The organism is Phenylobacterium sp. (assembly GCF_041691455.1).
Taxonomy (GTDB): domain Bacteria; phylum Pseudomonadota; class Alphaproteobacteria; order Caulobacterales; family Caulobacteraceae; genus Phenylobacterium.
Map to the genome: position 1 here is coordinate 43694 of NZ_JBEPUO010000004.1, position 23115 is coordinate 66808.

Consider the following 23115-nt stretch of genomic DNA (forward strand, 5'->3'; position numbering starts at 1 on the left):
CATCCCGGAACTTAAATGGCTAGGGACGGGCGGCGTCCCGAGAAGGTTTCGACGGGCGCTTCTCCGTCCGTTTCGAGGGTGATCCGCATGGCCGCCGTCCGGTCGTCCCGCTCCGTGCTCCTGGTCGGCGTGATGCTGGCGGCGGCCCTGGCCCTGGCCGCCTGCGGACGCGGCGGCGGGGCCGAGCACGCGCCGGAACGCGGCGACCGCGCCGTGGCCAAGGTCGACGGCCAGACGGTGTGGTCCTCCGACGTCAAGCGCGAGGCCGTGGCCCAGGGCCTGATCGGCGAGGGCGAGCCGCTCGACGCCTCCTCCGACCTCTTCCGCCGCGTGCTGGACGAGGTGGTGGACCAGCGGCTGCTGGCCGGCGAGGCGGTCAAGCGCAAGCTCGACAAGGATCCGATCGCCCAGCGCCGGCTTTCCGCGGCCCGCGACCGGGTCTTGGGCGACATGCTCGTGGAGAGCGTGGTCTCCGACGCGGTCAACGACAACGCCGTGCGCGGCCTCTACCAGGAGCAGCTGAAGCTCGCGAAGCGCTCGGAAGAGATCCACGCCCGCCAGATCGTCGTGCCCAACGCCGCCGACGCCGAGGCGATCCGCAAGCTGCTGGCCTCCGGCGGCTCGTTCGAGGCCCTGGCCATGCAGCGCTCCACCGACGCGGCCACCCGGTTCAACGGCGGCGACCTCGGCTACTTCACCATCGACGTCATGCCCCAGACCTATGACGCGGCGCTGAAGACCGCCAAGCCCGGCCAGATCGTCGGGCCCTTCCCGGTCGAGGGCGGCTTCGCCCTGGTCAAGGTCGAGGACCGCCGGGTGGAGCAGCCGATCGCGCTCGAGGCCGCCCGCCCGCAGATCGTGCGCTTCCTCACCTACGACCAGATCCGCGACCTCCTGGAGAAGCTGCGCGGCCGCTCCAAGGTCCAGGTGCTGGTCAAGACCGACACGCCGGCCACCGCGATCCCGCCGGCCGACGCGCCCAAGGTTGCGCCCGCCGCGCCGCCCGCCCCGCCGCCCGCTACGGGGGCCAAGCCTTGACCCGCAAGCCTTCCGCCAAGCCGAAGCCCAGGGCCAAGACCCTGACGCCCGCCGCCAAGGCGCTGGAAGTCGCCGCGCGCCCCGTGGAGGTGGTCGGCCAGACGCTGGAGCGCGCCTTCGACCCGCTGGCGAGCGCGCTGAAGCGCGCGGCCCTGAAGCGCGCCGACAAGCAGGCCAGGCAGTTTGCGACCGCCGCGCCCGCGGCCCCGGCCGGCAAGGGCGCCATGCCGGTCTCGCCGCTGGCCGTGCCCTTTCCGAAGATGCCGCCGATCGCCGGCGTCCAGATGGCGACCGCGCGGGCCGGCTTCTACAAGCATGAGCGCGACGACCTGCTGGTCATGACCTTCCCGGAGGGCGCGAGCTGCGCCGGGGTCTTCACCCGCCACGGCGTCGGCTCCGCGCCCGTCGACTGGTGCAAGCGCCATCTGGAGATGACCAAGGGCGAGGGCGTCCGCGCCCTGGTGGTCAACGCCGGCTGCGCCAACTCCTTCACCGGCCGCCCGGGCGCCGATGCGGTGCGCCGGGTCTGTTCGGCGGCCGGCAAGCGCTTCGACTGCCGCCAGCGCGATGTGATGGTCGCCTCGACCGGGGTGATCGGCGTGCTGCTGGACGACGCCAAGATCGTTCACCGCCTGCCCGACGCCGAACACCGGCTGACCGGCGACGGCTGGGCGAACGCGGCCCGTGCGATCATGACCACCGACACCTTCCCGAAGGGCGCGCACGCGGTGGCCGACATCGACGGCGTGGCGGTGAAGATCAGCGGCATCTGCAAGGGCTCCGGCATGATCGCGCCGGACATGGCCACCATGCTGGCCTTCGTGGTCACCGACGCGGCGATCTCGCCGGCCGCGCTGCAGAACCTGGTCAGCCTCTACACCCGCAACACCTTCAACGCCGTGACGGTGGACGGCGACCGCTCGACCAACGACACGCTGCTGCTGTTCGCCACCGGCCAGTCGGGCGCGCCGAAGATCAGCCGGGCCGGCGACCGGCGCCTCGCCGACTTCCGCGACAAGCTGGAGCACGTGCTGATGGACCTCGCCCAACAGCTGGTCCGCGACGGCGAGGGGGCGAGCAAGTTCATCAAGGTCACGGTGACCGGCGCCGAGAGCCACGCCTCGGCCCGCAAGATCGCCCGCACCGTCTGCGAGAGCCCGCTGGTCAAGACAGCCTTCGCCGGCGAGGACGCCAACTGGGGCCGCATCGTCATGGCGGTCGGCCGCGCGGACGAGCCCGTCGACCGCGACAGCATGAGCGTCCGCTTCGGCGACCTCTGGGCCGCCCAGGACGGCCTGGTCTCGCCGACCTACAGCGAGGCCAAGATGAGCGCCTACATGAAGCAGCCCGAGCTGGAGGTCACCGTCGACGTCGGCATGGGCCGGGGCTCGGCCAGCATCTGGACCTGCGACCTGACCAAGCGCTACGTCGAGATCAACGGCGACTATCGGAGTTGAGGCGGCCACGGCGGTGCTACATGACGAAGCGGGCTTCCTGATTGGATTTCAGGAAATTGACCATTTCGTCCCAGGCCAGCTCTTCCAGCTCGATCATGATTTCCCGGCGGCGGGCCGGTGTCTTGGCCGGCTCAAGCCTCTGCCGGATGTTGGCGATCCCGGCCCTGTAGGCGCGGTAGCGCTCGATCTCGCGCCTCGGCTGGAGGCCCTCCTCCACCGTGCGCAGAGCCAGGGCCCCTATGGCCAGCCACATGGCCAGGAGGTCGGCGTAGGGCATCCAGAGGACGGCGGACTTGAAGAACACCCCGATCGCGGCGGCGATGTGCAGGACGACGAGCAGGGTGATCGCGCCGATCCCCAGCGCGGTCAGCGTGCGCGCCTGTTCCCGCGGAAAGGTCGAGATGAACGACCGCTCCCGCAGCTTCAGCCTGTGGGACGCGTATCGCCACTGCCCCATCACCCGTATGGCCACATAGGCGTCCAGCAGCTCGGTGACATGGTCCGTCGCCGGCAGCTTGGTCGTGGTCTTGCGTATGAACGCCGGATCCATAGCGTAGCCGGTCCGCGGGCTCTCATCGGGCGGCAGTTCGATCGCGTCGTCGAACAGCGTCGAAAGGCATCCCGCCACCTGCTGCTTGAACTGGCCGAGCGCGGCGGCCCGGGCGGCGATGAGGGCGGTCCAGTCCTTGCGCTCGGCGGCCTCGGCGATGTCCGCGATGTGCGCCAACAGCCATTGGAAGTGCATCTGGCGAAGACGCTCGGTGACGAAGCGATGCTGCAGCCATTCGTCTTTGGACGCGGCGAACATCACGCCGAAGACGCCCAGCCCGGCGCCCAGGATGCCCGCGACCGCCGACACGCCGGCGACCACGCGCTGCCAGGGCTGCCCGAGGAAGTGGGTCATCGATGCGCCGATAAGCGCCAGCGACACCAGCGCCACAGCCCGGAAACCCCAGCGCCGGCTATTGCGCTTCATGCCGTTGGCCCGGACGTCGTGGGCCGCGAAGAATTCTCTCAGTTCAGGATGGTCGAGCGCCGGAAAGATGTTCGGGTAAGAGTCCTTGGCGGCCTGCCTATCATCTTCGTCGAACAAAAGTTCGTCATTATATCTGTATGTATCAGGCATGCGGTGGCCAACATTCTAGGAATGACGGGCCTCATATCTTCTAAAAATCCATCCATCAGAGAATTTACCGGTCCAAATTCTCGATTGTAGCGTCATGTATTGCAATTGTCGAAATTGGACTTGTCTTCTAACTGGAAGTCTGAAGAAGATTTCGGCTGAAGATTTATAGTTTGGCATAGACGGGCGATCAAGCGCTTCGGTGATTTCCAATGGATGCAGCCTGATTGCGGGTGATGGCGCGAAAGCGCTGACGCCGCGGCGTATTAGCCTCTCGGACCGGGCCAAACCGCGCCCTCTGTGCAGTTCGATCGCCGAGAGGCCGTCGTCAGAGGCGTAAATCAATAAAAACCTAGAGGAAATACAAAGCCATGCTGGTGATTGGACATTTGGACAATACGGTTCGGGGCGCCTTGGGAAAGACCAGGGAAGGCCACTGGATCCGGGTGCCCGACTTCCACAAAGGTCACCTCGGTTTCCTTCCCGAGATCGCGGTCAGGATTGCCAGCCCCAGTCTATCGAATGAGGACGATGAGTCGATAGATAGAACCTGCGAGATGATGGTCACTCCATACATCATCACCAAAGATATATTCCGCCTGAAATGCCTATTCGTTGAAAAACGAGGCGTCGTGGAACGTCTGGTGAATCTGATGTCCTATCTCAGGGTCAACATCATCTCTTTGGAGAGTGCGTCGCTGTTTACCGAGCGACTACATACTGTCCACCTGGTTCTGGATTTGAGAAGATCGAAACTTAATAGAGGAAACATCGGACCTTCCGATGAGATGAAGTATGTCGACATATTAAGCTCTATGCAGACGATGGACCGGAGAGGGCTCGAATTATTCCTCTACATCGTGCGCCAGTGTCACGACATATTGTCGTGGGATGCGAAGGATGGAAGAGATATTCCAAACATACAGATATCCGACTTCGCGGAGCACGACAATACAAACGACAACGAGGCGGCGCTGACGATTGTCAAGCGCACGAATTTTGGCGGCGAGGGGCCCAAGCACACCTACCTCAAGATTGACCCTGAGCGTGCGGTCAGCATAGCGACGAAGATTGGTGTGAGCGAAGCTGAAGAATTCGACTATCTTTTGCTTTCGGATACGGAATCTAGAAACCTACGAGTAAAATTTCTAAGTAAAACAAAACGCCAGAAGCTATTCCACATTGGGTTTTATCATAAGAACGAGATCGGCGCCCTCAATATTATTACCAAGATCGTGGCCAGATCGAACTTCAATGTTATCACTAGCCTAATCCGGCGCGTGCAGGACTATCACAACGTCTGGGAAGTGATCCTGGAATACCAAGGCTCCGACGCCCGGATCCAAAGCCTGCCAAAGGATCCAAGGCGGGCGATCCAGCTCATGCTCAACCCCGCGCTCAAGCAACTGCGGGAGGCGGCGTCGGCCTACGGCATCGCGCTCTTCATCCCGACACACATCCCGGTGCATGCGTCCCAGACCGAGGACGGGCCGGTGCGGCGGGGCTGGAAACACAGCATTCCGCTCGACCCGGACGCGGTGGCGCAGACTCCAAGATTGCAGTTCCCGCGGCTGATCAGGGTAAACGGGGCGACGAGCAGCGGGCGGGAATGGATCGTCGATTACGCCAGCGCGGCGATCGAGAAGGGGCCGGCGGTGTTTATCTCCTGCCCGACCGTCGCGGCCGAATATCGGGACGCCCTCTGCCGAAGACTCGAGGCGAAGGGATGGACGCCCACGATCTATAGCGGCGCCAGCAAGTCGGAACTGACCTACGCCGAAGCGCGCCGGCTGATTGTCGCCGCCGACTATTTCGTGGGCATCTGGCATCCGGAACCGGAATCGGCGGCGGCGGACAAGGCCCGCCGCGGCGCCAAGGCAAAGGGGCGGTCCGCTGCGGTCGCGGAGCGGGCTGCGACAGCATCCTCTGTCTCTGGCGCCGAGGCCAGGTCGGGGGCGGATGCGCAAGCGACGCCCGCCGCTGGCGCCGATCACGAGACAAGACGGCAGCTCCCGCTGAGCCGGCTCTCGCCTTGGATGCATTTTGAACTGGGCGAGGCGCTGGCCCTGCACAAGCCCTTCAAGATCATCGCCCACAAGGATCTCAACTGGCCGGAGGTGGTCCGCCGCATCGCGGCGGACCGGACAACGCCGGGCTACAGTGACGAGGCCAGCTTCGACGAGCGGATCACCGAACTGCTGGTCTTCATGGAGAACAACTGGCGCCTGCCCATGGGGGGCCGCAAGACCGCGTGACGATCGTTGGCCTAGCGGTTCGACCAGACGCCGCTGCGGGGCGGGGAGGCGCTGCCGCCGCCGCCGCGCTGCGGGCCCTTGAAGGCCGGACGGCCGCCGGCGGGCTTGTGCTCGCCGCCGCCGCCGTTGCTGCGGGCCGGAGCGCCCTCGTGACGGTGGCCGCCATTGCCACCGCCGCCATGGTTGCGGTTGCGCTTGTGCGCGTGATTGCCGCGATGGCCGCCGGCGCCGCGGGTGTCGGCGCGCTCCGGCTTGCCTTGCGGCTCCGGCATGGCCGCGGTGGCCGCGCCCAGCTGCTTGTCGTTGCGGCGGTCGAAGGACGGGATGGTCTGGCGCGTCACCTTCTGGATGTCGCGCAGCAGGGTCCGTTCGTCGTCGGAGCAGAAGGCCACCGCGGAACCGTCGGCGCCGGCGCGGGCCGTGCGGCCGATCCGGTGGACGTAGCTTTCCGGCACGTTGGGCAGTTCGAACTGCACGACGTGGGTGACCGCGTCGATGTCGATGCCGCGGGCCGCGATGTCGGTGGCGACCAGGGCGCGGACCTTGCCGGCCTTGAAATCGGCGAGCGCGCGTTCGCGCTGGCCCTGGCTCTTGTCGCCGTGGATCGCCGCGGCGTCGACGCCCACCTGCTCGAGGCTGCGCGCGACCCGGTCGGCGCCGCGCTTGGTGCGGGTGAAGACGATGACGCGCTTGAAGCCCGGATCGTCGAACAGCTCGGAGAGCAGGGCGCGCTTGCGGGACTGCTCCACGAAGAGGACGCGCTGGTTCACCTTCTCGACGGTGGTCGCCTGCGGCGCGACCGAGACGCGCAGCGGATCGGTGAGCAGCTCAGAGGCCAGCTTGCCGATCTCGGTCGGCATGGTCGCGGAGAAGAACAGGTTCTGCCGGACCTTCGGGATGTGCGCCACGATCTTGCGGATCGGCAGCACGAAGCCGAGGTCGAGCATCTGGTCGGCCTCGTCGAGGACGAAGATCTCCACGCCGCGCAGCGTGATGGTCTTTTCCTGCAGGTGGTCGAGCAGGCGGCCCGGCGTGGCGACGAGCACGTCGACGCCGTTGGCCATGGCCTTGTGCTGGGCGCCGTATTTCACGCCGCCGAAGATCACGGCGACGGTGACGCCCATGTGCTTGCCGTAGGTGCGGAAGCTCTCGCCGATCTGGCTGGCGAGTTCGCGGGTGGGGGAGAGCACCAGGACGCGGGCGCCCTTGCGCTCCGGCTGGCGCTTCTCGGCGGCCAGGCGGTGGAGGATGGGCAGGGCGAAGGCGGCGGTCTTGCCGGTGCCGGTCTGGGCGATGCCCTGGAGGTCGCGGCCGGCCATGACGCCGGGAATGGCCTGCGCCTGGATCGGCGTGGGCGTGGTGTAGCCTTCTCCGGCCAGCGCCTTCAAAAGAGGAGCGGCGAGGCCGAAATCGGTGAATTGAGTCAAAACGTAAAAACTCTCAGATATGCGCCGAACGCGCCGGCTCGATCCTATCGAGGGCGCGGAGGTCGCGGGTCTTTGGGGAAGCGCCCCGCGTGATGGGCGATCTATGGGTCTTACGGCGCTCGACAGGCTGGGCCCTGAGAAGGACCCCACGCGGCTGGAGCACCGATAGCGCCGTAGTTTCGTGACGCGGGCTGCACATCGGGGTTTGGGGCGTTAATGTCAACCCACGCGCCGGGGATTGGCCCAGGGCTGTGACATATGGGACTCAGGCGCGCCGTGACCTCGAAGACCCGGATGGAGGCCCTGGTCCGCGCCTGGGACTGGGGTGCGGTGGAGGCGGCGTTGGCCGAGACGCCGAAGCTCGCCGATGTCCGCGACCGGCGGGGCCGCAACTGGCTGCACATCGCCTGCATGGTCGAGCTGACGCCGGCCCGCGACGCCGCCGACAGCGTGCGGATGGCCGATAGGCTGCTGGCCCGCGGCTTCGGCATCGAGGACGCGGCCTTCACCGAGCCTGACTTCCGTGCGACGCCGCTGTGGCACGCGGTTGCTCACGGCAAGAACCACGCCCTGATCGCCCACCTGCTCGGCCGGGGCGCAAGCCCGCTCTATTGCCTGTGGGCGGCGGCCTACAACGACGACGCGGTGACGATCGGCCTGCTGGCCGGGGCGGGTGCGCCGCTGGACGGGGTGGCCGAGGGCGAGACGCCGCTGCTGTTCGCGGTGACCTATAGCGCCTTCGCCGCCGTCGAGGCCCTGCTGAAGCAGGGCGCGGATCCCAACCGCCTCGACGCCAAGGGCCGCACAGCCCTGCACCGGATGCTGAACAAGGGCGGCGATATCGCTCACCTGGAGATGATGCTGGCGAACGGCGCGTCGCTGGACGTCGCCGACGCCGAGGGCCGCACGGTGCGCGAGATCCTCGGCCGCAAGCGCGATCCGGCGCTCAAGGCCCTGGTGGATCGGCGCTAGCGGGCCTGTGGTGTTTTCCGCGCAGGGCGCCAATCTGGCGGCGATCGACGCCAGGAGTCCCGGGATGAAATTCGCCGCCGCCCTTCTCGCCGCCCTTTTGGCCCTGACGGGCGCCGCCCGCGCGGCGGAGCCGTCACCGGCCGACCGCGCCGCCATCGCCGCCTTGGAGACGCGGATCTCCCCAATGGCGGTGAGCGCCGAGGGCGCGGCGCCCAGGACCCTCGCCGTCCGCATGGCCGAGCTCAAGGTCCCCGGCGTCAGCGTCGCCTTTATCGAGAACGGCAAGGTGAAGTGGACCCGGACCTATGGGGTCGCCGCGGCCGGCGGGACGCAGCCCGTCACGCCGGAGACGCTCTTCCAGGCGGCCTCGATGAGCAAGGCCTTCGCCGCCGCGGCCGCGCTGCGGCTCGTGGAGCAGGGCCGCCTGGACCTCGACGAGGACATCAACGACCGCCTGAAGACCTGGAAGGTCCCGCCCAGCCCCTACACGGCCGAGCAGAAGGTGACCCTGCGCCGCCTGCTCAGCCACACCGCCGGCCTGACGGTGAGCGGCTTCCCGGGCTACCAGGCCGGCACGCCGGTCCCCGCGATCCTCCAGATCCTCGACGGGACGCCGCCCTCCAACACCCCGGCCATTCGCTCGTTCGAGACGCCAGGCGGCGCCTACGCCTATTCCGGCGGCGGCTATGTGGTGGCGCAGCTGGCGATCATCGAGGCCGGCGGCAAGCCCTATCCCGAGCTCCTGGAAGAGCTGGTGCTGCGCCCGGCGGGCATGCGCCAGTCGACCTTCGTCCAGCCCTTGCCGGAAGGCCTCGTGAGGCGGTCCGCGAGCGGCCATGACGCCAAGGGCGCCGTCATTCCGGGCGGCCGCAACACCTATCCGGAGTACGCGGCCGCGAGCCTGTGGACCACGCCCTCCGACTACGGCCGGTTCCTGATCGGCCTGCAGGACTCCCACGACAGCCGCCCGCACGCCTTGTTGCGCCCGTCGAGCGCCAAGGCGATGATGACCCCGGTGGACGCCAACTACGGCCTGGGCCTCGCCCTCGGGCGGCAGGGCGGCCATCCCTACATCCAGCACGGCGGCGGCAACGCGGGCTTCCAGTGCGACGCCTTCGCCTTCCTGGACGGATCCCGCCAGGGTCTCGTGGTCATGACCAACAGCGACGTCGGCGGCATCCTGGCCTCCGAGATCCGCCGCGCGGTGGCCAAGGCCTATGGCTGGGGCGACCAGGATCCGGCCACCCGCGGATCGCCGCGCCGCGCGCCCTACTTCCCGCCGGCGGCCAAATGACCAAACCCATGCTGCTGGTCGCCGCCGCGGCCTTGGTGGACGCCGACGGGCGCGTGCTGATCTGCCAGCGGCCGGAGGGCAAGCAGCTCGCGGGCCTGTGGGAATTCCCGGGCGGCAAGGTCGAGGCGGGCGAGACCCCGGAAGCCTGCCTGATCCGCGAGCTGGACGAGGAACTGGGCATAGCGGTCACCCACGCGTGCCTCGCGCCCTTCGTCTTCGCCAGCCACGAATACGAGAGCTTCCACCTTTTGATGCCGCTCTACCTCTGCCGGCGTTGGGAGGGCCAGGTGACGGCGAAGGAGCACAAGGCGCTGGCCTGGGTGAAGCCGTCGAAGCTCACCGACTACCCGATGCCGCCGGCCGATGCGCCATTGGTCGCCTGGCTGCGCGACCTGCTTTGAGGCCCGCTCGCTACGGCTTGGGCGGGGTCGGGGCCTTTTCGCCGAAGGCGTCGTTCACCTCGGCTTCGGTGATCCGGGCGGAAGGATCGCCCGTCTGGTTCAGGTTCTGCTCTTCGGTGCCGTCGCCGAACATGCCGGGATGCTTGTCGGCGGTCTTGCCGTCTTGCGGGTCAGCCATGGGAAGTCTCCTGGTTCGAGGCTCCCCTAACGAGCGGCGCGGATCGCTGTTCCGGCTAGCGACCATAGCTCGTCTTGGTGACCGCCAGGCGGTGGGCGGGGGAGGGCGCGCGGGTCGCCTCGATCACGCATTGGCCGGGGTCGATCATGGCGTGCTGGCCCAGGCAGTAGATGTCCTCGTAGTGCGGGCCGGCGCTGGCCAGGCATTGGTAGAGGTTGAGCTTGGCCATCTTCAGGCACATGCCGGCGCGCGGCTCGCTCATCAGGCTGCGCGCCTGGGCGTCTTCGCCGAGCACGCTGAGCGCGGCAAGCGCCACCCCGCGCGCCACCACGGGGCTCGACGCCCCGCTCCGCCGGGCGCCCTCCGAGAGCGCCGATTGCAGCCGGGCCGGGTCCTCGCGGCTCGGCCGATAGCCCTCCGCCGAGATGTGCTTCACCCGGCTGAGGCGGCCGGCCGGGTCGCTGACCGGCGCCTTCGACCAGGCCTGGTGCTGAACCGAATAGGCGGCATGCTTGACCTTCTCGCCCTCGAGGTTGAGCGCGGAGCCTTGCGCATAGAGCGCCCCGCTGGCCCGCGCGCCGGCCGCCTCGCCGCCGGGCAGCGACAGCGCGGTCTGCGGATCGGCGGTCAGCCGGCGGGCGAGGTCGCCCCGGTCGCGGTCGGCGCGCACGGCGGCCACGAAGCGCGGCTCCTGCAGGGCGGCCAGCGCCGCATAGGCGATCATGCCGGCCTCCAACTCCCTGGGCTCGTGGGCGGCCCCGGTCTGCAGCGCCTGGGAGACCTCGGACGGGCCGGCGAAGTCGGCGTCGATGCCGCGGGCGTGGCGCATGAAGCTTTCGAAGGCGCTGGCCTGGGCGGCGAGCCCTCGGTCGGAGGATATGGCGAGCTGGGCCGAGGGCGCCGCCGCGGCGCCCGGCCTGGCGGCGGCGGTCCTCGACGGTTTCGGCGCGGTGGCGCACCCGGCGAGCGCGACGGCGCAGGCGGCGGCGAGCAGGCCGATGGTTCCAATAGTCTTCGTCATATCGACCCCCGACGTCAGGAGCCCCCCGAGACGTCACCGTAGTCAGGACCCCGGTGAGCGCCGCCGTGGTCAGTTGTCGAGAAACTTGGTTTCCCGGCCGTTACCAAGCTTTGCCGGACGCCGGCGTCACGCGTCGCGCGGCAGGCGGTGCTCGACGGTCCCCAGCGCATCGGCCAGCCGCATCTTCGCCGAGCCGGGCTGCAGCGGCTGCGGCTGGCTCGCGTGCGGCGCCCAGCCGGTCAGGGTGATGATCTCGAAGGTCGCCGGCACGCGCCCGTCGGGGCCGGCGAAGCGCTCGACGTAGATCTCGCAGGCGCGGGCCAGCAGGGTGCGCGTCAGGCCGCGCGGGTGGCGGTCGGCCAGCACATTGGTCTCGCCCATCTGGCGCAGGTCGGCGAGCAGCTTCAGGGGATGCTCGTAGCTGACGTTCACCCGGTCGACGTCGCCGACGGGCAGCGCAAAGCCCGCACGCTGTAACAGCCCCGCGGCGTCGCGGCTGTCGGCGAAGGGCGAGACGCGGCTGCCGGCGCCGCCCAGGATCTCGTCCTCGGCGGCGGTCAGGGCCTGGCGAAGCTCGGTGAGCGTCGAGCCGCCCAAGAGGGCGCCGATGAAAAGGCCGTCCGGCTTCAGCGCCCGGCGAATCTGCACCAGGGCGCCGACCACGTCATTGGTCCAGTGCAGGCCGAGCGTCGAGACGACCAGGTCGAGGCTCGCGGGCGCGAACGGCAGGCGCTCCTCGTCCAAGGTGGCGCGCGGGCCGGTCCGCCCGGCCAGCATGGCGGGCGAGAGGTCTGTCTCGACCAGGACGCCGATGCGCCCGGCCGCCTCGCTGCCGCCCAGCACCTCGGCGAAGACACCGGAACGCGCCGAGAGGTCGACGGCCACGGGGAACTCCCGCATGATCCCCTCCAGGCGCTCGGCGATGTCGAGGGCGGCGCGGCGCTGCAGGAAGTCGGCGGCCGTGAAGCCCTTGGCGGCGCGGTCCAGGCGCCGGCGGTGCAGGGTGCGGTCGAAGAGGCGGGGCGGATTGGGCATGAGCGCGGAAGATGGCCTCTTCCCGGCTGTATTGAAACCGGGCCCGCGGGTCCGGGCGATGTGGCGCGGCGCGCTCGACCTGGTCTTCCCGCCGCAGGCCATCGACGGTGGGTCCGCCCTGGCCGGCGGGCTCTCGCCGGAAGCCTGGAGCCGCATCCGCTTCCTCGACGGTCCGGTCTGCGACGGCTGCGGGACGCCCTTTGAGTTCGACATCGGCTCCCGTTGCGCGGCCTGCCTCGCCAAACCCCGGGCCTTCGACGCGGCCCGCGCCGCCTGCCTCTATGACGAAACCTCCCGCGATCCGATCCTGAAGCTCAAGCACGCCGACCGGCTGGACCTCGCCCCGCTCTTCGCGCGCTGGCTGTCGCGCACGGCCCACGCCCTGGTGGAGCAGGCCGACGCCATCGCGCCCGTGCCGCTGCACCCCTCGCGCCTGCTCAGCCGCCGCTACAACCAGGCCGCCGAGATCGCCCGGCCGCTCAGCCGCCTGACCGGCGTTCCCTACCTGCCCGACGCCCTGGTCCGCCGCCGCGCCACCGAGACGCAGGGCGGCAAGTCCGGCTCGGGCCGCCGCCGCAACGTGGCCGGCGCCTTCGAGGTGCCGCCCGGCCGCGCCCGTCGGGTGGCCGGCAAGCGCATCCTGCTGATCGATGACGTGATGACCACCGGCGCCACGGCGGAGGGCTGTGCGCGGGCGCTGAAGGCCGCCGGCGCCGTGCGCGTGGATGTCGCAGTGGTCGCGCGGGTTAAAGAGATGTCAGGACTCACCATATGAAACTTCCGCGACAGTCGAGCGTCTAAAGAGTGTTATGTCCCACGTCACCATCTACACCCGGCCTTACTGCCCCTACTGCGTGCGGGCCCTGGACCTGCTTGAGAAGAAGGGCGTCGATTTCACCGAGATCGAAGCCGGCTTCGATCCCGAGAAGCGCCAGGAAATGATGCAGCGCGCCAACGGCCGCGCCACCTTCCCGCAGATCTTCGTCGGCGACCGGCACATCGGCGGCTGCGACGAGATGATGGCCCTGGAACGCGCCGGGCAACTCGATCCGCTGCTGCAGGCGGCGGCTTAGGCTTTCCAACGGCTGCGCTATAAGCTGGCGCCATGAAGATCGGCCTCATCCAGACCCGGACGCCCGCCACCCACGAGGCGGCGCTGGCGCATGTGCTGCCGCTGGTCCGCGAGGCGGCGGGGCAGGGCGCCGGCTTCATCGCGACCCCGGAGGGGACCAACGTCCTGCAGAAGGACCGCGCCATCCTGCTGCCGATGCTGAAGTCGCTGGAGGACGACGTGGTGGTGGCCGGCCTGCGGGCGGCGGCGATGGACTTCGGTGTCTGGATCCTGATCGGTTCGGCCCTGGTCCGGCGTGAGGACGGCAAGGCCGCCAACCGCTCGGTTCTGGTGTCGCCGCAGGGCGCGATCTCCGCGACCTACGACAAGCTGCACATGTTCGATGTCGACCTGCCGACCGGCGAAAGCTCGCGGGAGTCGGCGACCTACGAGCCTGGCGACCGGGCGGTGACCGCCCAGGCCGGCGAGCTGAAGCTCGGCATGACCGTCTGCTACGACCTGCGCTTCCCCGCGCTCTACCGCGCGCTGGCGCTGGCCGGCGCTGAGGTCATGACCATCCCCTCGGCCTTCACCCGGCCGACCGGGGCGGCGCACTGGGAGGTGCTGATGCGCGCCCGGGCCATCGAGACCGGCGCATTCGTGCTGGCGCCGGCCCAGGGCGGCCGCCACGAGGACGGGCGCGGCACCTACGGCCACTCGATCGCGGTCGCGCCCTGGGGCGAGGTTATCGGCCATCTCGACCATGACGAGCCGGGCGTACTGCTCGCCGAGCTGGACCTGGCGGCCGCGGCCAAGGCGCGCGCCGCGATCCCGGCGCTGGCCAATGCCCGGACCTTCGCCGCCCCTGAGCGTCTCGCATGATCCGCTACGCGCTCGCCTGCGAGCACGACCATGAGTTCGAGGGCTGGTTCGGCGCCTCGGCCGATTTCGACGACCAGCAGGCCCGCGGCCTGATCGAATGCCCGGTCTGTGCCTCGAAGGCGGTGCGCAAGGCGATCATGGCGCCGGCCGTGGCCGGGACGAAGCGACGCTCGCAAGACCAGTCCCCGGCCCAAAATCAGGCGATGATGATGGAAGCCATGGGCCGCATCCGCCAGCATGTGGAAGACAACTTCGACGATGTCGGCGACGCTTTCGCCTCAGAGGCCCGGGCGATCCACGAAGGCCGGTCCGAAGACCGCGGCATCTATGGCCAGGCGACCTCGACCGAGGTGAAGAAGCTGGTGGAAGACGGCGTCCCGGTCGCCCCAATGCCCCCCGAGGCGCCCAGGAAATCCAAGCTCAACTAGGGTTCTTGCGGACCCACGACCCGCCCCATACGGTCGCGGTCCAACCCTGGAGTCCTTCATGATCCGTACGCTGGCTGTCACGGCCGCCTTCGCCGCCTTTTGCGCTTCGTCCGCCGCAGCCCAGCCCGCCCCGCCGCCGAACTTCCCCGGCCAGGCGGAATTCCACGATCTCTACAAGGAGCTCATCGAGACCAACACCACGGTCTCCGCCGGGTCCTGCACCGTGGCCGCCCAGGAGATGGCCGCCCGGCTGAAGGCCGCGGGCTTCGCCGACGCCGACCTGACGCTGCTGATCCCGCCGAACCGGCCCAAGGACGGCAATCTGATCGCCGTGCTGCATGGCGCCGACGCCAAGGCCAAGCCGATCATGCTGCTCGCCCACATCGACGTGGTGGAGGCCAGGCGCGAGGACTGGCAGCGCGACCCCTTCAAGCTGGTCGAGGAGAACGGCTACTTCTACGCCCGCGGCGCCAGCGACGACAAAGCCATGGCCGCCTCCTTCACCGACGCCATGACCCGCTACAAGAAGGAGGGCTTCAAGCCCCGCCGCGACATCAAGCTGGCGCTGACCTGCGGCGAGGAGACGCCGGACACCTTCAACGGCGCCCACTGGCTGATGACCACCCACCGCGCCGAGATGGACGCGGCCTTCGCCCTGAACGAGGGGGCCGGCGGGCGGCTCGACGGCGACAAGCGCGTCTACCTGGGCATCCAGGCCGGCGAGAAGGTCTATCAGGACTATACGCTGGAGGTGACCAATCCCGGCGGCCACTCCTCGCGGCCGATCCGCGACAACGCGATCTACCATCTGGCCGGCGGGCTTTCGAAGATCGGGCTCTATGACTTCCCGGCCCACCTGAACGAGGCCACGCGCCTGCATTTCGGGAAGATGAGCACGATCCTGGGCGGCCAGATCGGCGGCGACATGAAGGCCGCGCTCGCCCAGCCGACGCCCCCGGCCGTGGTCGCCTCCATCGCCCGCGACCCCGGCTACAATTCGATGATGCGCACCACCTGCGTGGCGACCATGGTCAACGCCGGCCATGCGCTGAACGCCCTGCCGCAGCGGGCCACCGCCAACGTCAACTGCCGGATCCTGCCGGGCGAGGCGCCGGAGGCGGTGATGGCGCAGCTCGCCAAGGTGATGGACGATCCGGCGATCAAGATCCGCATGGCCGGGGAGAAGAGCCCGGTCTCGCCCCCGCCGCCGCTCGGCAAGGACATCACCGGCCCGGCCGAGACGGTCGCCCGCCAGATGTGGCCCGGCGTGCCGCTGGTCCCGGCCATGTCCACCGGCGCCACCGACGGGCGCTTCCTCACCGCCGCCGGCGTGCCGACCTACGGTCTCTCAGGCATGTTCGGCGAGAGCGACGGCGGCGGGGTGCATGGCCTGAACGAACGCATCCGCGTCCGCTCGCTCTACGAGGGCCGCGAGTACCTCTACCGCGTGGTCAAGCTCTACGCGAACAGCGCCGGCTGACCGGGCCGGCTTGTCGTCCCCGCACGCCTGGGCCACGATCGTGGCAGTGGCGTTCGGGGGAATCGATCATGCTTAGGTTGCAGGCCGCGCTGGGCGCGTTGGTCCTGACGTGGGCGTCCGCCGGCCTTGCGGCGCCCCTCGACGCCTACGGCCACCTGCCGGCGCTGGAGAATGCGGTGATCTCGCCCGATGGGCGACAGATCGCGCTCCTGCGCACCAACGGCGAACTTCGCCAGATCGCCATCGAAACCCTGGCCGACGGCAAGACCCCCCATGTGCTGGGAATCGGCGACGCCAAGATCCGCGCCCTGCAGTGGGTGGGGCCGGACCACCTGATTCTCACCACCTCGAAGACCACCACCATTCAGGACACCGGCGCCCCGCGAGCCGAGTACTTCCTGATCTTCGACTACAGCCTGAAGACCCGGAAGCTCTATCCCCTGCTGCGCGACGTCCCGCGCTCGCTGCCGACGGTCTTCGGGCCGCCGATGGCGCGAATGCTGGACGGCAAGCCGAACCTGTTCGTCGAGGGCATCCAGTTCAACGACAGCGGCCAGGGGATGTATTCGCTCTTCCGCATCGACCTGGAGAAGGAGCGGGCCGGTCTCGTCGAGATGGGCACGCTGGCGAGCCGGGGCTGGCTGGTCGACGCGAATGGCTATCCGATCGCCCAGACCACCTATGACGACCGTAGCGGCCGCTGGTCGCTCAAGGTGAAGGCGGGGCCCGGCTGGCGCGAGGGCCGGTCGGTCGAGCACACCTTGGAGACCCCGGCGCTCGAGGGCCTTGGCCGGGACGGCCATACGATCCTGATGCGCGAGATGATGGACGGCCGGGCCCAGGTCCGCGAGGTCGGCCTCGACGGCGCCTGGGGACCGCCGCTGGACATCGCCGACGACGACAGCGCGATCTTCGATCCCGCCGCCCACAACCTGATCGGCTACCACGCCCTGATCGGCGAGGAGCAGCGCTACAATTTCCTCGAGCCTCAGGACCAGACGGCCTGGAGCGCGCTGCTCAAGGCCTTCCCCGACCAGCAGGTGCGGCTGATCTCCTGGTCCGACGATCGGCAGAAACTGGTGGTGGCGGTGAATTCGCCCGTGGAGGGGCCGGCCTTCGCCCTCGTCGACGCCGCCACCCACGCCGTCACCAGGATCGGCCCGCAGTTCGACCGCCTGCAGAAGGCGGATATCGCCACGGTCCGCCCGATCCGCTTCAAAGCGCAGGACGGCGTCCCGCTCAGCGGCTACCTGACGATCCCTCACGGCGCCGATCCGAAGAACCTGCCGCTGGTGGTCTTCCCGCACGGGGGACCCGCGGTCCGTGACGAGCCGGGGTTCAACTGGTGGGCCCAGGCGATGGCTTCGCGCGGCTATGCGGTGCTGCAGGTCAACTACCGCGGCTCCAGCGGCTTCGGCTGGAATTTCCTGCAGGCCGGTTTCGGCCAGTGGGGCCGCAAGATGCAGACCGATCTGTCCGACGGGGTGCGAGATCTGGCCCGCCAGGGGATTGTCGATCCGAAGCGCGTCTGCATCGTCGGCGCGAGCTACGGCGGCTATGCGGCCATGGCCGGTCCGACGCTCGACCCCGGCGTCTACCGCTGCGCGGCGGCCTACGCCGGCATCTCCGACCTGCGGAGCTTCGCGCCCTGGGTCCGCAACCAGTCCGGGATCGGCCCGCAGCGCTATCTGGTGCGGTTCGTGGGTGCGGAAAGCGCGCGTGACCCCTCGCTGTCGGAAATCTCGCCCGCCGCCCACGTGGATCGGGTCAGCGTCCCGATGCTGCTGATCCACGGCAAGGACGACACGGTCGTGCCCCTGGAGCAGAGCCGCATCATGGCCGACGCCCTGAAGGCGGCCGGCAAGCCCGTCGAGTTCATCACCCTGGACTCCACCGACCACTGGCTGACCCGCGGCGACACGCGGCTCGCCATGCTGCAGGCGGTGGTGGCCTTCCTGGAAAAGAACAATCCGCCGAACTGAGCGGTCCGAGGCGATCGGCGGGGGTCCGCCGGCTTGATTTCAGGCCGGTGTCCCGACAACCTTCGCCTGTAATGGGGAGCGTTGCATGTTGAGGTGGGGTGGAGTGGCGGCGGGCCTATTGGCCCTCGCGGCGGGCGCCGCGAGGGCTGCGCCTCTCGAGGCCTATGGCAAGCTGGCGGCGGTCGAGGACATCGCGATCTCGCCCGATGGCTCGCGGTTGGCTTTGATCCAGACCGACGGTGAGAAGCGATCCATTCGGGTCGAGAATCTCGCTCAGCATCGGCTGGAGCGGTTGCTCCAGGGCGGCGACGCCAAGCTTTCCGGGATGCTTTGGGTAGGGCCTGACCACCTTTTCGTGTCGCGCGGCTCCAGAGCAGGTCTTCAAGGTACGGAGGCCACTCGGAGCGAGTTTCAGTTGGGATTCGACTACAACATCCTGACGGGCGGCACGCATGAGCTCCTGCAGGATACGACGGCGAGCTTCAACGCGTTCTGGGGCGGTCAAACACGCGTCATCGGTGGCAAGCCTGTCCTGTTCCTGCGTACCTACCATCTCTCCGGCTTCTACCTGGTCCATACGATCTACCGAATCGACATGGACACCGACAAGTCCACGGCGGTCGAAGTCGGCGCGCCGGGGGCGATGGGATTGGTCTTGGCTGCGGACGGCCACGCCATCGCGGAGTCGACATGGGACAGGTCGTCCAGGACCTGGGCCCTGAAGTTCAGGAGCGACGACGCCTGGAAGGACGTCCGAACCGAGAAGATGGAGCGCCACGAAAAGGCGTGGAAGGACGAGTTCTACAAGGTTCCCGTGTTGCTTGGCCTCGGCCGGGACGGGAATTCGGTTCTCGTGTCGGAGACGCGCGGCGACGAACAGCTGCTTCGGGAAGTGAATGGCAAGGGGGAATGGTCCGAACTCTTGCCGATCGAAGGAAGTGAAAGGCCGGTGTTCGACCCTGCCCACCACAACCTGATCGGCATCGCGGGCTTGGTCGGCGACGAGCAGCGCTATCGCTTCTTCTCCGATGCGGATCAGCAGGCCTGGAAACTGGTCGAACACGCCTATCCCAACCAACGCGTCCGGCTCGTTTCCTGGACCGACGACCGACGAAAGATCGTCGTCAGTGTCGATTCCCCCGATCTGGGGCCTGGCTATGCGCTGATCGATCTGAACTCACGCCACGCCGACTGGATCGCAAACCGGTACGATAAGGTCGGCCCCGCCGACATTTCGCCCGTCAGGCCGATCCAGTTCAAGGCCGCGGACGGCATGCAACTGACCGGATATCTGGCGACTCCGCGTGGGGCCGGCGAGAAGAACCTTCCTCTGATTGTCTTCCCTCACGACGGCCCGGAACAGCGGGACGAACCGGGGTTCGATTGGTGGGCTCAGGCCATGGCGTCCCGAGGCTACGCCGTTTTGCAGGTGAATTTTCGAGGATCGGCCGGCTTTGGGAGCAAGTTTCGCGACGCCGGTTTCGGCCAGTGGGGCCGCAAGATGCAGACCGATCTCTCGGATGGGGTTCGCTACCTGGCCAAGGAGGGCATCGTCGATCCCAAACGCGTCTGCATCGTGGGCGCGAGCTTTGGCGGCTACACCGCGATGGCGGGGTTGACGCTGGATCCCGACGTGTACCGGTGCGCGGTTTCCTATGGCGGGATCTCGGACATGGAGGACTTCACGCCCTGGGTGCGAGAACGGGATGGCCGTGAGCCTGAGCATTCGCTCATGGAGTTCATCGGCGCGAAGGAAGGGCGCGACGCGTCCGTCGCCGAGATCTCACCCATCGACCACATCGACAGGATCAAAGGCCCGTTGCTGCTGATCCACGGAAAGGACGACACGGTCGTTCCGATCGCGCAAAGCCGGCTCATGGCCAATGCCATGAAGCGGGCAGGAAAGCCGGTGGAGTACGTCACACTCGACAGCACCGATCACTGGCTGACGCGCGGCGACACGCGCCTGCAGATGCTGAAGGCCACCGTTGACTTCCTGGAGAAGAACAACCCGCCGAACTAGGTCCGCTGCGGCGTATCGTTGCGCCTTGTGTGGCTGATCCGCCACACTACATCGGGAGGGCTGGGCCGTGCTTGATGAGGCGGCCCCGCCCATTCGCCTACTCAAGGGGACCTGATGAATATCGACGTCTATTCCGACCGCGCCAAACAGGCGATCCAGTCTGCCCAGAGCCTTGCCCTGGCCCGCGGCCATCAGCAGCTGGGCCCCGAGCACCTCCTGAAGGTGCTGCTGGAAGAAAAGGACGGGCTGTCGCGCGCCCTGATCGAGAGCGCCGGCGGACGGCCCGACGAGGCCGACAAGGCCACCGACGCCCTGCTGGGCAAGACGCCCCGCGTCGAGGGCGGCTCCGGCCAGCTCTACATGAAGCCCGAGACGGCCCGCGTCTTCGCCGGCGCCGAACTGGGCGCCAAGGACGCGGGCGACGCCTTCGTCACCACCGAGCGCCTGTTGATCGCCATCTCCAAGGACGGCGGCGACGCGGCCAAGGTGCTGAAGGACGCGGGCGCCACCACCAAGGCCCTCGAAGCCGCCGCCGTCGCCCTGCGCAAGGGCAAGACCGCCGACTCGGCCTCGGCCGAGGAAGGCTACGATGCGCTGAAGCGCTACGCCCGCGACCTCACCCAGGCCGCCCGCGACGGCAAGCTCGATCCGGTGATCGGCCGCGACGAGGAGATCCGCCGCACGATCCAGGTCCTCTCGCGGCGCACCAAGAACAACCCCGTCCTGATCGGCGAGCCCGGCGTCGGCAAGACCGCCATCGTCGAGGGCTTGGCGCTGCGCATCGTCAACGGCGACGTGCCCGAGGGCCTGAAGGACAAGAAGCTCATGGCGCTCGACATGGGCTCGCTGATCGCCGGCGCGAAATACCGCGGCGAGTTCGAGGAGCGGCTGAAAGCCGTCCTCAACGAGGTCACCGCCGCCGAGGGCTCGATCATCCTGTTCATCGACGAGATGCACACCCTGGTGGGCGCCGGGAAGAGCGAAGGCGCCATGGACGCCTCCAACCTGCTGAAGCCCGCCCTGGCGCGCGGCGAACTGCACTGCGTGGGCGCCACCACGCTCGATGAGTACCGCAAGAACGTCGAGAAGGACGCGGCGCTCGCCCGTCGCTTCCAGCCGGTTTTCGTCTCCGAGCCCACGGTGGAGGACACCATCTCCATCCTGCGGGGCCTCAAGGAGAAATACGAGCTGCACCACGGGGTGCGGATCTCCGACAGCGCCATCGTGGCCGCCGCGACGCTGTCCAACCGCTACATCGCCGACCGCTTCCTGCCGGACAAGGCCATCGACCTGATGGACGAGGCGGGCAGCCGCGTGCGCATGGCGGTGGATTCCAAGCCCGAGGAGCTGGACGAGATCGACCGGCGCGTCGTGCAGCTGAAGATCGAGCGCGAGGCGCTCACCAAGGAGACCGACGCCGCCTCCAAGGCCCGGCTGGAGAAGCTGGAGGACGAACTCATCGACCTCGAGGCCCAGTCCGAGGACATGACCGGCAAGTGGCGCGCGGAGAAGGAGAAGGTCTCCTCCGCCGCCCAGACCCGCGAGGCGCTCGATCGCCTGCGGGCCGAGCTGGTCGTGGCGCAGCGGAGCGGCGACCTGCAGCGCGCCTCGGAGATCGCCTACGGCGAGATCCCGCAGCTCGAAAAACGCCTGGCCGAGGAAGAGTCCAAGGCCGACCAGGACGCGGTCTCCCCCGAAGTCGTGGACGCCGAACAGATCGCCGCTGTCGTCTCCCGCTGGACCGGGGTGCCGGTCGAAAAGATGCTGGAGGGCGAGCGCGAGAAGCTGCTCAAGATGGAAGACGCTCTGCGCGGACGCGTGGTCGGCCAGGAGGAGGCCCTGCTGGCGGTTTCCGACGCCGTGCGCCGGGCCCGCGCGGGCCTGCAGGACCCCAACCGCCCGATCGGCTCGTTCCTGTTCCTGGGCCCCACGGGCGTCGGCAAGACCGAGCTCACCAAGGCGCTCGCCGAGTTCATGTTCGCCGACGAGCACGCCATCACCCGCCTCGATATGAGCGAGTACATGGAGAAGCACTCGGTCTCCCGCATGATCGGCGCGCCCCCCGGCTACGTCGGCTATGACGAGGGCGGGGCGCTGACCGAGGCGGTGCGGCGCAGGCCCTACCAGGTGCTGCTGTTCGACGAGGTCGAGAAGGCCCACCCGGACGTCTTCAACGTGCTGCTGCAGGTGCTGGACGACGGGCGGCTCACCGACGGCCAGGGCCGCACGGTGGACTTCCGAAACGTGATCATCGTCATGACCTCGAACCTGGGCTCGGAATTCCTGGCCACGCTCGACGACGGCGAGGACGTGGAGGTCGCCCGCACCTCGGTGATGGACGTGGTCCGCCGCCATTTCCGGCCGGAGTTCATGAACCGCATCGACGAGATCATCCTCTTCAAGCGGCTGGGCCGCGGCGAGATGGACGACATCGTCAAGATCCAGCTGCAACGGGTCGAAAAGCTGCTCGGCGAGCGGCGCATGTCGATCGCGCTCGACGCGGCGGCCACCCACTGGCTGGCCGAACGCGGCTACGACCCGGTCTATGGCGCGCGGCCGCTGAAGCGGGTCATCCAGAAGGAACTGGTCGACCCGATCGCCAAGAAGCTGCTGGCGGGCGAGCTGGAGGATGGCGCGGTGATCAGCGTCTCCGCCGGTCAGGACGGCCTGATCATCGGCCGCGCCAAGGTCCACTAACGAAAAGGCCCCGGCGAGCGCCGGGGCCTTTCCTGGACTCCAGGGTCCGGCCGGATCAGTCGGCGCAGGCGACCCAGCGATGGCCTTCGCGGTACATGTCGCGGCGGGCGTCGTAGCCGTGGTAGCGCACCATGCAGTTGTGGACGTGGCCGTACCAGTCGGCCTCATGGCCGCGCCAGCGGTGCCACCTGTGCATGGGCGGGGGCGGGGCGTGGCCCCAGGTGTTGTCCCAGTGGCCGTAGCGTTCGACCACGACCGGCTGGGCCGAACTGACGCTGGCGGCGCCGGCGGCGCCCATCAGCGTGGCCACGGCCAAGCCGGCAAACATAAGCTTACGCATGGAAAATTTTCCTTCGTTGGTTGTCCCGACG

The 23115-nt window shown here is 68.4% G+C and carries 20 protein-coding genes; 14 read left to right on the forward strand and 6 right to left on the reverse strand.

Annotated elements, in window-relative coordinates; genetic code table 11:
- Positions 1-87: 87 nt before the first annotated feature.
- On the forward strand, positions 88-1038 hold the full coding sequence (locus ACESMY_RS08330) for a peptidylprolyl isomerase (protein WP_372784103.1): 951 nt from the start codon (positions 88-90) through the stop codon (positions 1036-1038).
- A gap of 245 nt (positions 1039-1283) precedes the next feature.
- Positions 1284-2495 carry a bifunctional glutamate N-acetyltransferase/amino-acid acetyltransferase ArgJ gene (argJ, locus tag ACESMY_RS08335; RefSeq protein ID WP_372784346.1) on the forward strand — a complete coding sequence of 404 codons (1212 nt, stop codon included), beginning with the start codon at positions 1284-1286 and terminating at the stop codon, positions 2493-2495.
- A gap of 16 nt (positions 2496-2511) precedes the next feature.
- Here argJ and ACESMY_RS08340 read toward each other — a convergent pair whose 3' ends face one another.
- Positions 2512-3588: a hypothetical protein gene (locus ACESMY_RS08340; protein ID WP_372784104.1), complete on the reverse strand. Its 1077-nt coding sequence runs from the start codon at positions 3586-3588 to the stop codon at positions 2512-2514.
- 401 nt (positions 3589-3989) lie between these two features.
- Here ACESMY_RS08340 and ACESMY_RS08345 point away from each other — a divergent pair, with 401 nt between their 5' ends.
- Complete coding sequence (locus ACESMY_RS08345) at positions 3990-5873, forward strand: hypothetical protein (RefSeq protein ID WP_372784105.1); 1884 nt, start codon at positions 3990-3992, stop codon at positions 5871-5873.
- 11 nt (positions 5874-5884) lie between these two features.
- Here the strand turns inward: ACESMY_RS08345 and ACESMY_RS08350 are convergent, their stop codons facing one another.
- On the reverse strand, positions 5885-7300 hold the full coding sequence (locus ACESMY_RS08350; RefSeq protein ID WP_372784106.1) for a DEAD/DEAH box helicase: 1416 nt from the start codon (positions 7298-7300) through the stop codon (positions 5885-5887).
- Between the two features lie 276 nt (positions 7301-7576).
- Between ACESMY_RS08350 and ACESMY_RS08355 the strand changes: the two genes are divergently transcribed.
- The 3 genes from ACESMY_RS08355 (at position 7577) to mutT (ending at position 9967) form a co-directional block, all read left to right on the forward strand.
- Positions 7577-8272 (forward strand): ankyrin repeat domain-containing protein, encoded by a 696-nt coding sequence (locus ACESMY_RS08355; RefSeq protein ID WP_372784107.1) that lies wholly within the window; start codon positions 7577-7579, stop codon positions 8270-8272.
- Between the two features lie 64 nt (positions 8273-8336).
- Entirely contained in the window at positions 8337-9566 is a 1230-nt protein-coding gene (locus ACESMY_RS08360) for a serine hydrolase domain-containing protein (RefSeq protein ID WP_372784108.1), read from the forward strand.
- Positions 9563-9967 carry an 8-oxo-dGTP diphosphatase MutT gene (mutT, locus tag ACESMY_RS08365; protein WP_372784109.1) on the forward strand — a complete coding sequence of 135 codons (405 nt, stop codon included), beginning with the start codon at positions 9563-9565 and terminating at the stop codon, positions 9965-9967. The genes ACESMY_RS08360 and mutT overlap by 4 nt, the downstream gene beginning before the upstream one ends.
- A gap of 10 nt (positions 9968-9977) precedes the next feature.
- On the opposite strand, the gene ACESMY_RS08370 is transcribed toward mutT, so the two are convergent.
- The 3 genes from ACESMY_RS08370 to ACESMY_RS08380 all read right to left on the reverse strand — a co-directional run bounded on the left by ACESMY_RS08370 (position 9978) and on the right by ACESMY_RS08380 (position 12201).
- The gene (locus ACESMY_RS08370) at positions 9978-10145 is read right to left on the reverse strand and encodes a hypothetical protein (RefSeq protein ID WP_372784110.1); all 168 of its coding nucleotides are present in this window, start codon (positions 10143-10145) and stop codon (positions 9978-9980) included.
- Positions 10146-10200: 55 nt separating this feature from the next.
- A complete protein-coding gene (locus ACESMY_RS08375; protein ID WP_372784111.1) occupies positions 10201-11166 on the reverse strand; it encodes a hypothetical protein in 966 nt (321 codons plus the stop codon).
- A gap of 126 nt (positions 11167-11292) precedes the next feature.
- The gene (locus tag ACESMY_RS08380) at positions 11293-12201 is read right to left on the reverse strand and encodes a methyltransferase domain-containing protein (RefSeq protein ID WP_372784112.1); all 909 of its coding nucleotides are present in this window, start codon (positions 12199-12201) and stop codon (positions 11293-11295) included.
- On the opposite strand from ACESMY_RS08380, the gene ACESMY_RS08385 reads away from it, so the two are divergent.
- From ACESMY_RS08385 to clpB, 8 genes are all read left to right on the forward strand, one after another.
- Positions 12200-12976 carry a ComF family protein gene (locus ACESMY_RS08385; protein WP_372784113.1) on the forward strand — a complete coding sequence of 259 codons (777 nt, stop codon included), beginning with the start codon at positions 12200-12202 and terminating at the stop codon, positions 12974-12976. The genes ACESMY_RS08380 and ACESMY_RS08385 overlap by 2 nt on opposite strands.
- A 34-nt stretch (positions 12977-13010) precedes the next feature.
- Positions 13011-13274, forward strand: a complete 264-nt coding sequence (gene grxC / locus ACESMY_RS08390) for a glutaredoxin 3 (protein ID WP_372784114.1) — start codon at positions 13011-13013, stop codon at positions 13272-13274.
- Between the two features lie 32 nt (positions 13275-13306).
- Complete coding sequence (locus ACESMY_RS08395) at positions 13307-14134, forward strand: carbon-nitrogen hydrolase family protein (protein ID WP_372784115.1); 828 nt, start codon at positions 13307-13309, stop codon at positions 14132-14134.
- Entirely contained in the window at positions 14131-14562 is a 432-nt protein-coding gene (locus tag ACESMY_RS08400) for a DUF1178 family protein (protein ID WP_372784116.1), read from the forward strand. Before ACESMY_RS08395 ends, ACESMY_RS08400 begins: the two co-directional genes overlap by 4 nt.
- 58 nt (positions 14563-14620) lie before the next feature.
- Entirely contained in the window at positions 14621-16042 is a 1422-nt protein-coding gene (locus ACESMY_RS08405) for a M20/M25/M40 family metallo-hydrolase (protein ID WP_372784117.1), read from the forward strand.
- Positions 16043-16110: 68 nt separating this feature from the next.
- Positions 16111-18024: an alpha/beta hydrolase family protein gene (locus tag ACESMY_RS08410; protein ID WP_372784118.1), complete on the forward strand. Its 1914-nt coding sequence runs from the start codon at positions 16111-16113 to the stop codon at positions 18022-18024.
- 118 nt (positions 18025-18142) lie between these two features.
- Positions 18143-20047 carry an alpha/beta hydrolase family protein gene (locus ACESMY_RS08415; protein ID WP_372784119.1) on the forward strand — a complete coding sequence of 635 codons (1905 nt, stop codon included), beginning with the start codon at positions 18143-18145 and terminating at the stop codon, positions 20045-20047.
- A gap of 114 nt (positions 20048-20161) precedes the next feature.
- Complete coding sequence (gene clpB, locus ACESMY_RS08420; protein ID WP_372784120.1) at positions 20162-22744, forward strand: ATP-dependent chaperone ClpB; 2583 nt, start codon at positions 20162-20164, stop codon at positions 22742-22744.
- Between the two features lie 55 nt (positions 22745-22799).
- Here the strand turns inward: clpB and ACESMY_RS08425 are convergent, their stop codons facing one another.
- Positions 22800-23084: a hypothetical protein gene (locus ACESMY_RS08425; protein ID WP_372784121.1), complete on the reverse strand. Its 285-nt coding sequence runs from the start codon at positions 23082-23084 to the stop codon at positions 22800-22802.
- Positions 23085-23115: the final 31 nt, after the last annotated feature.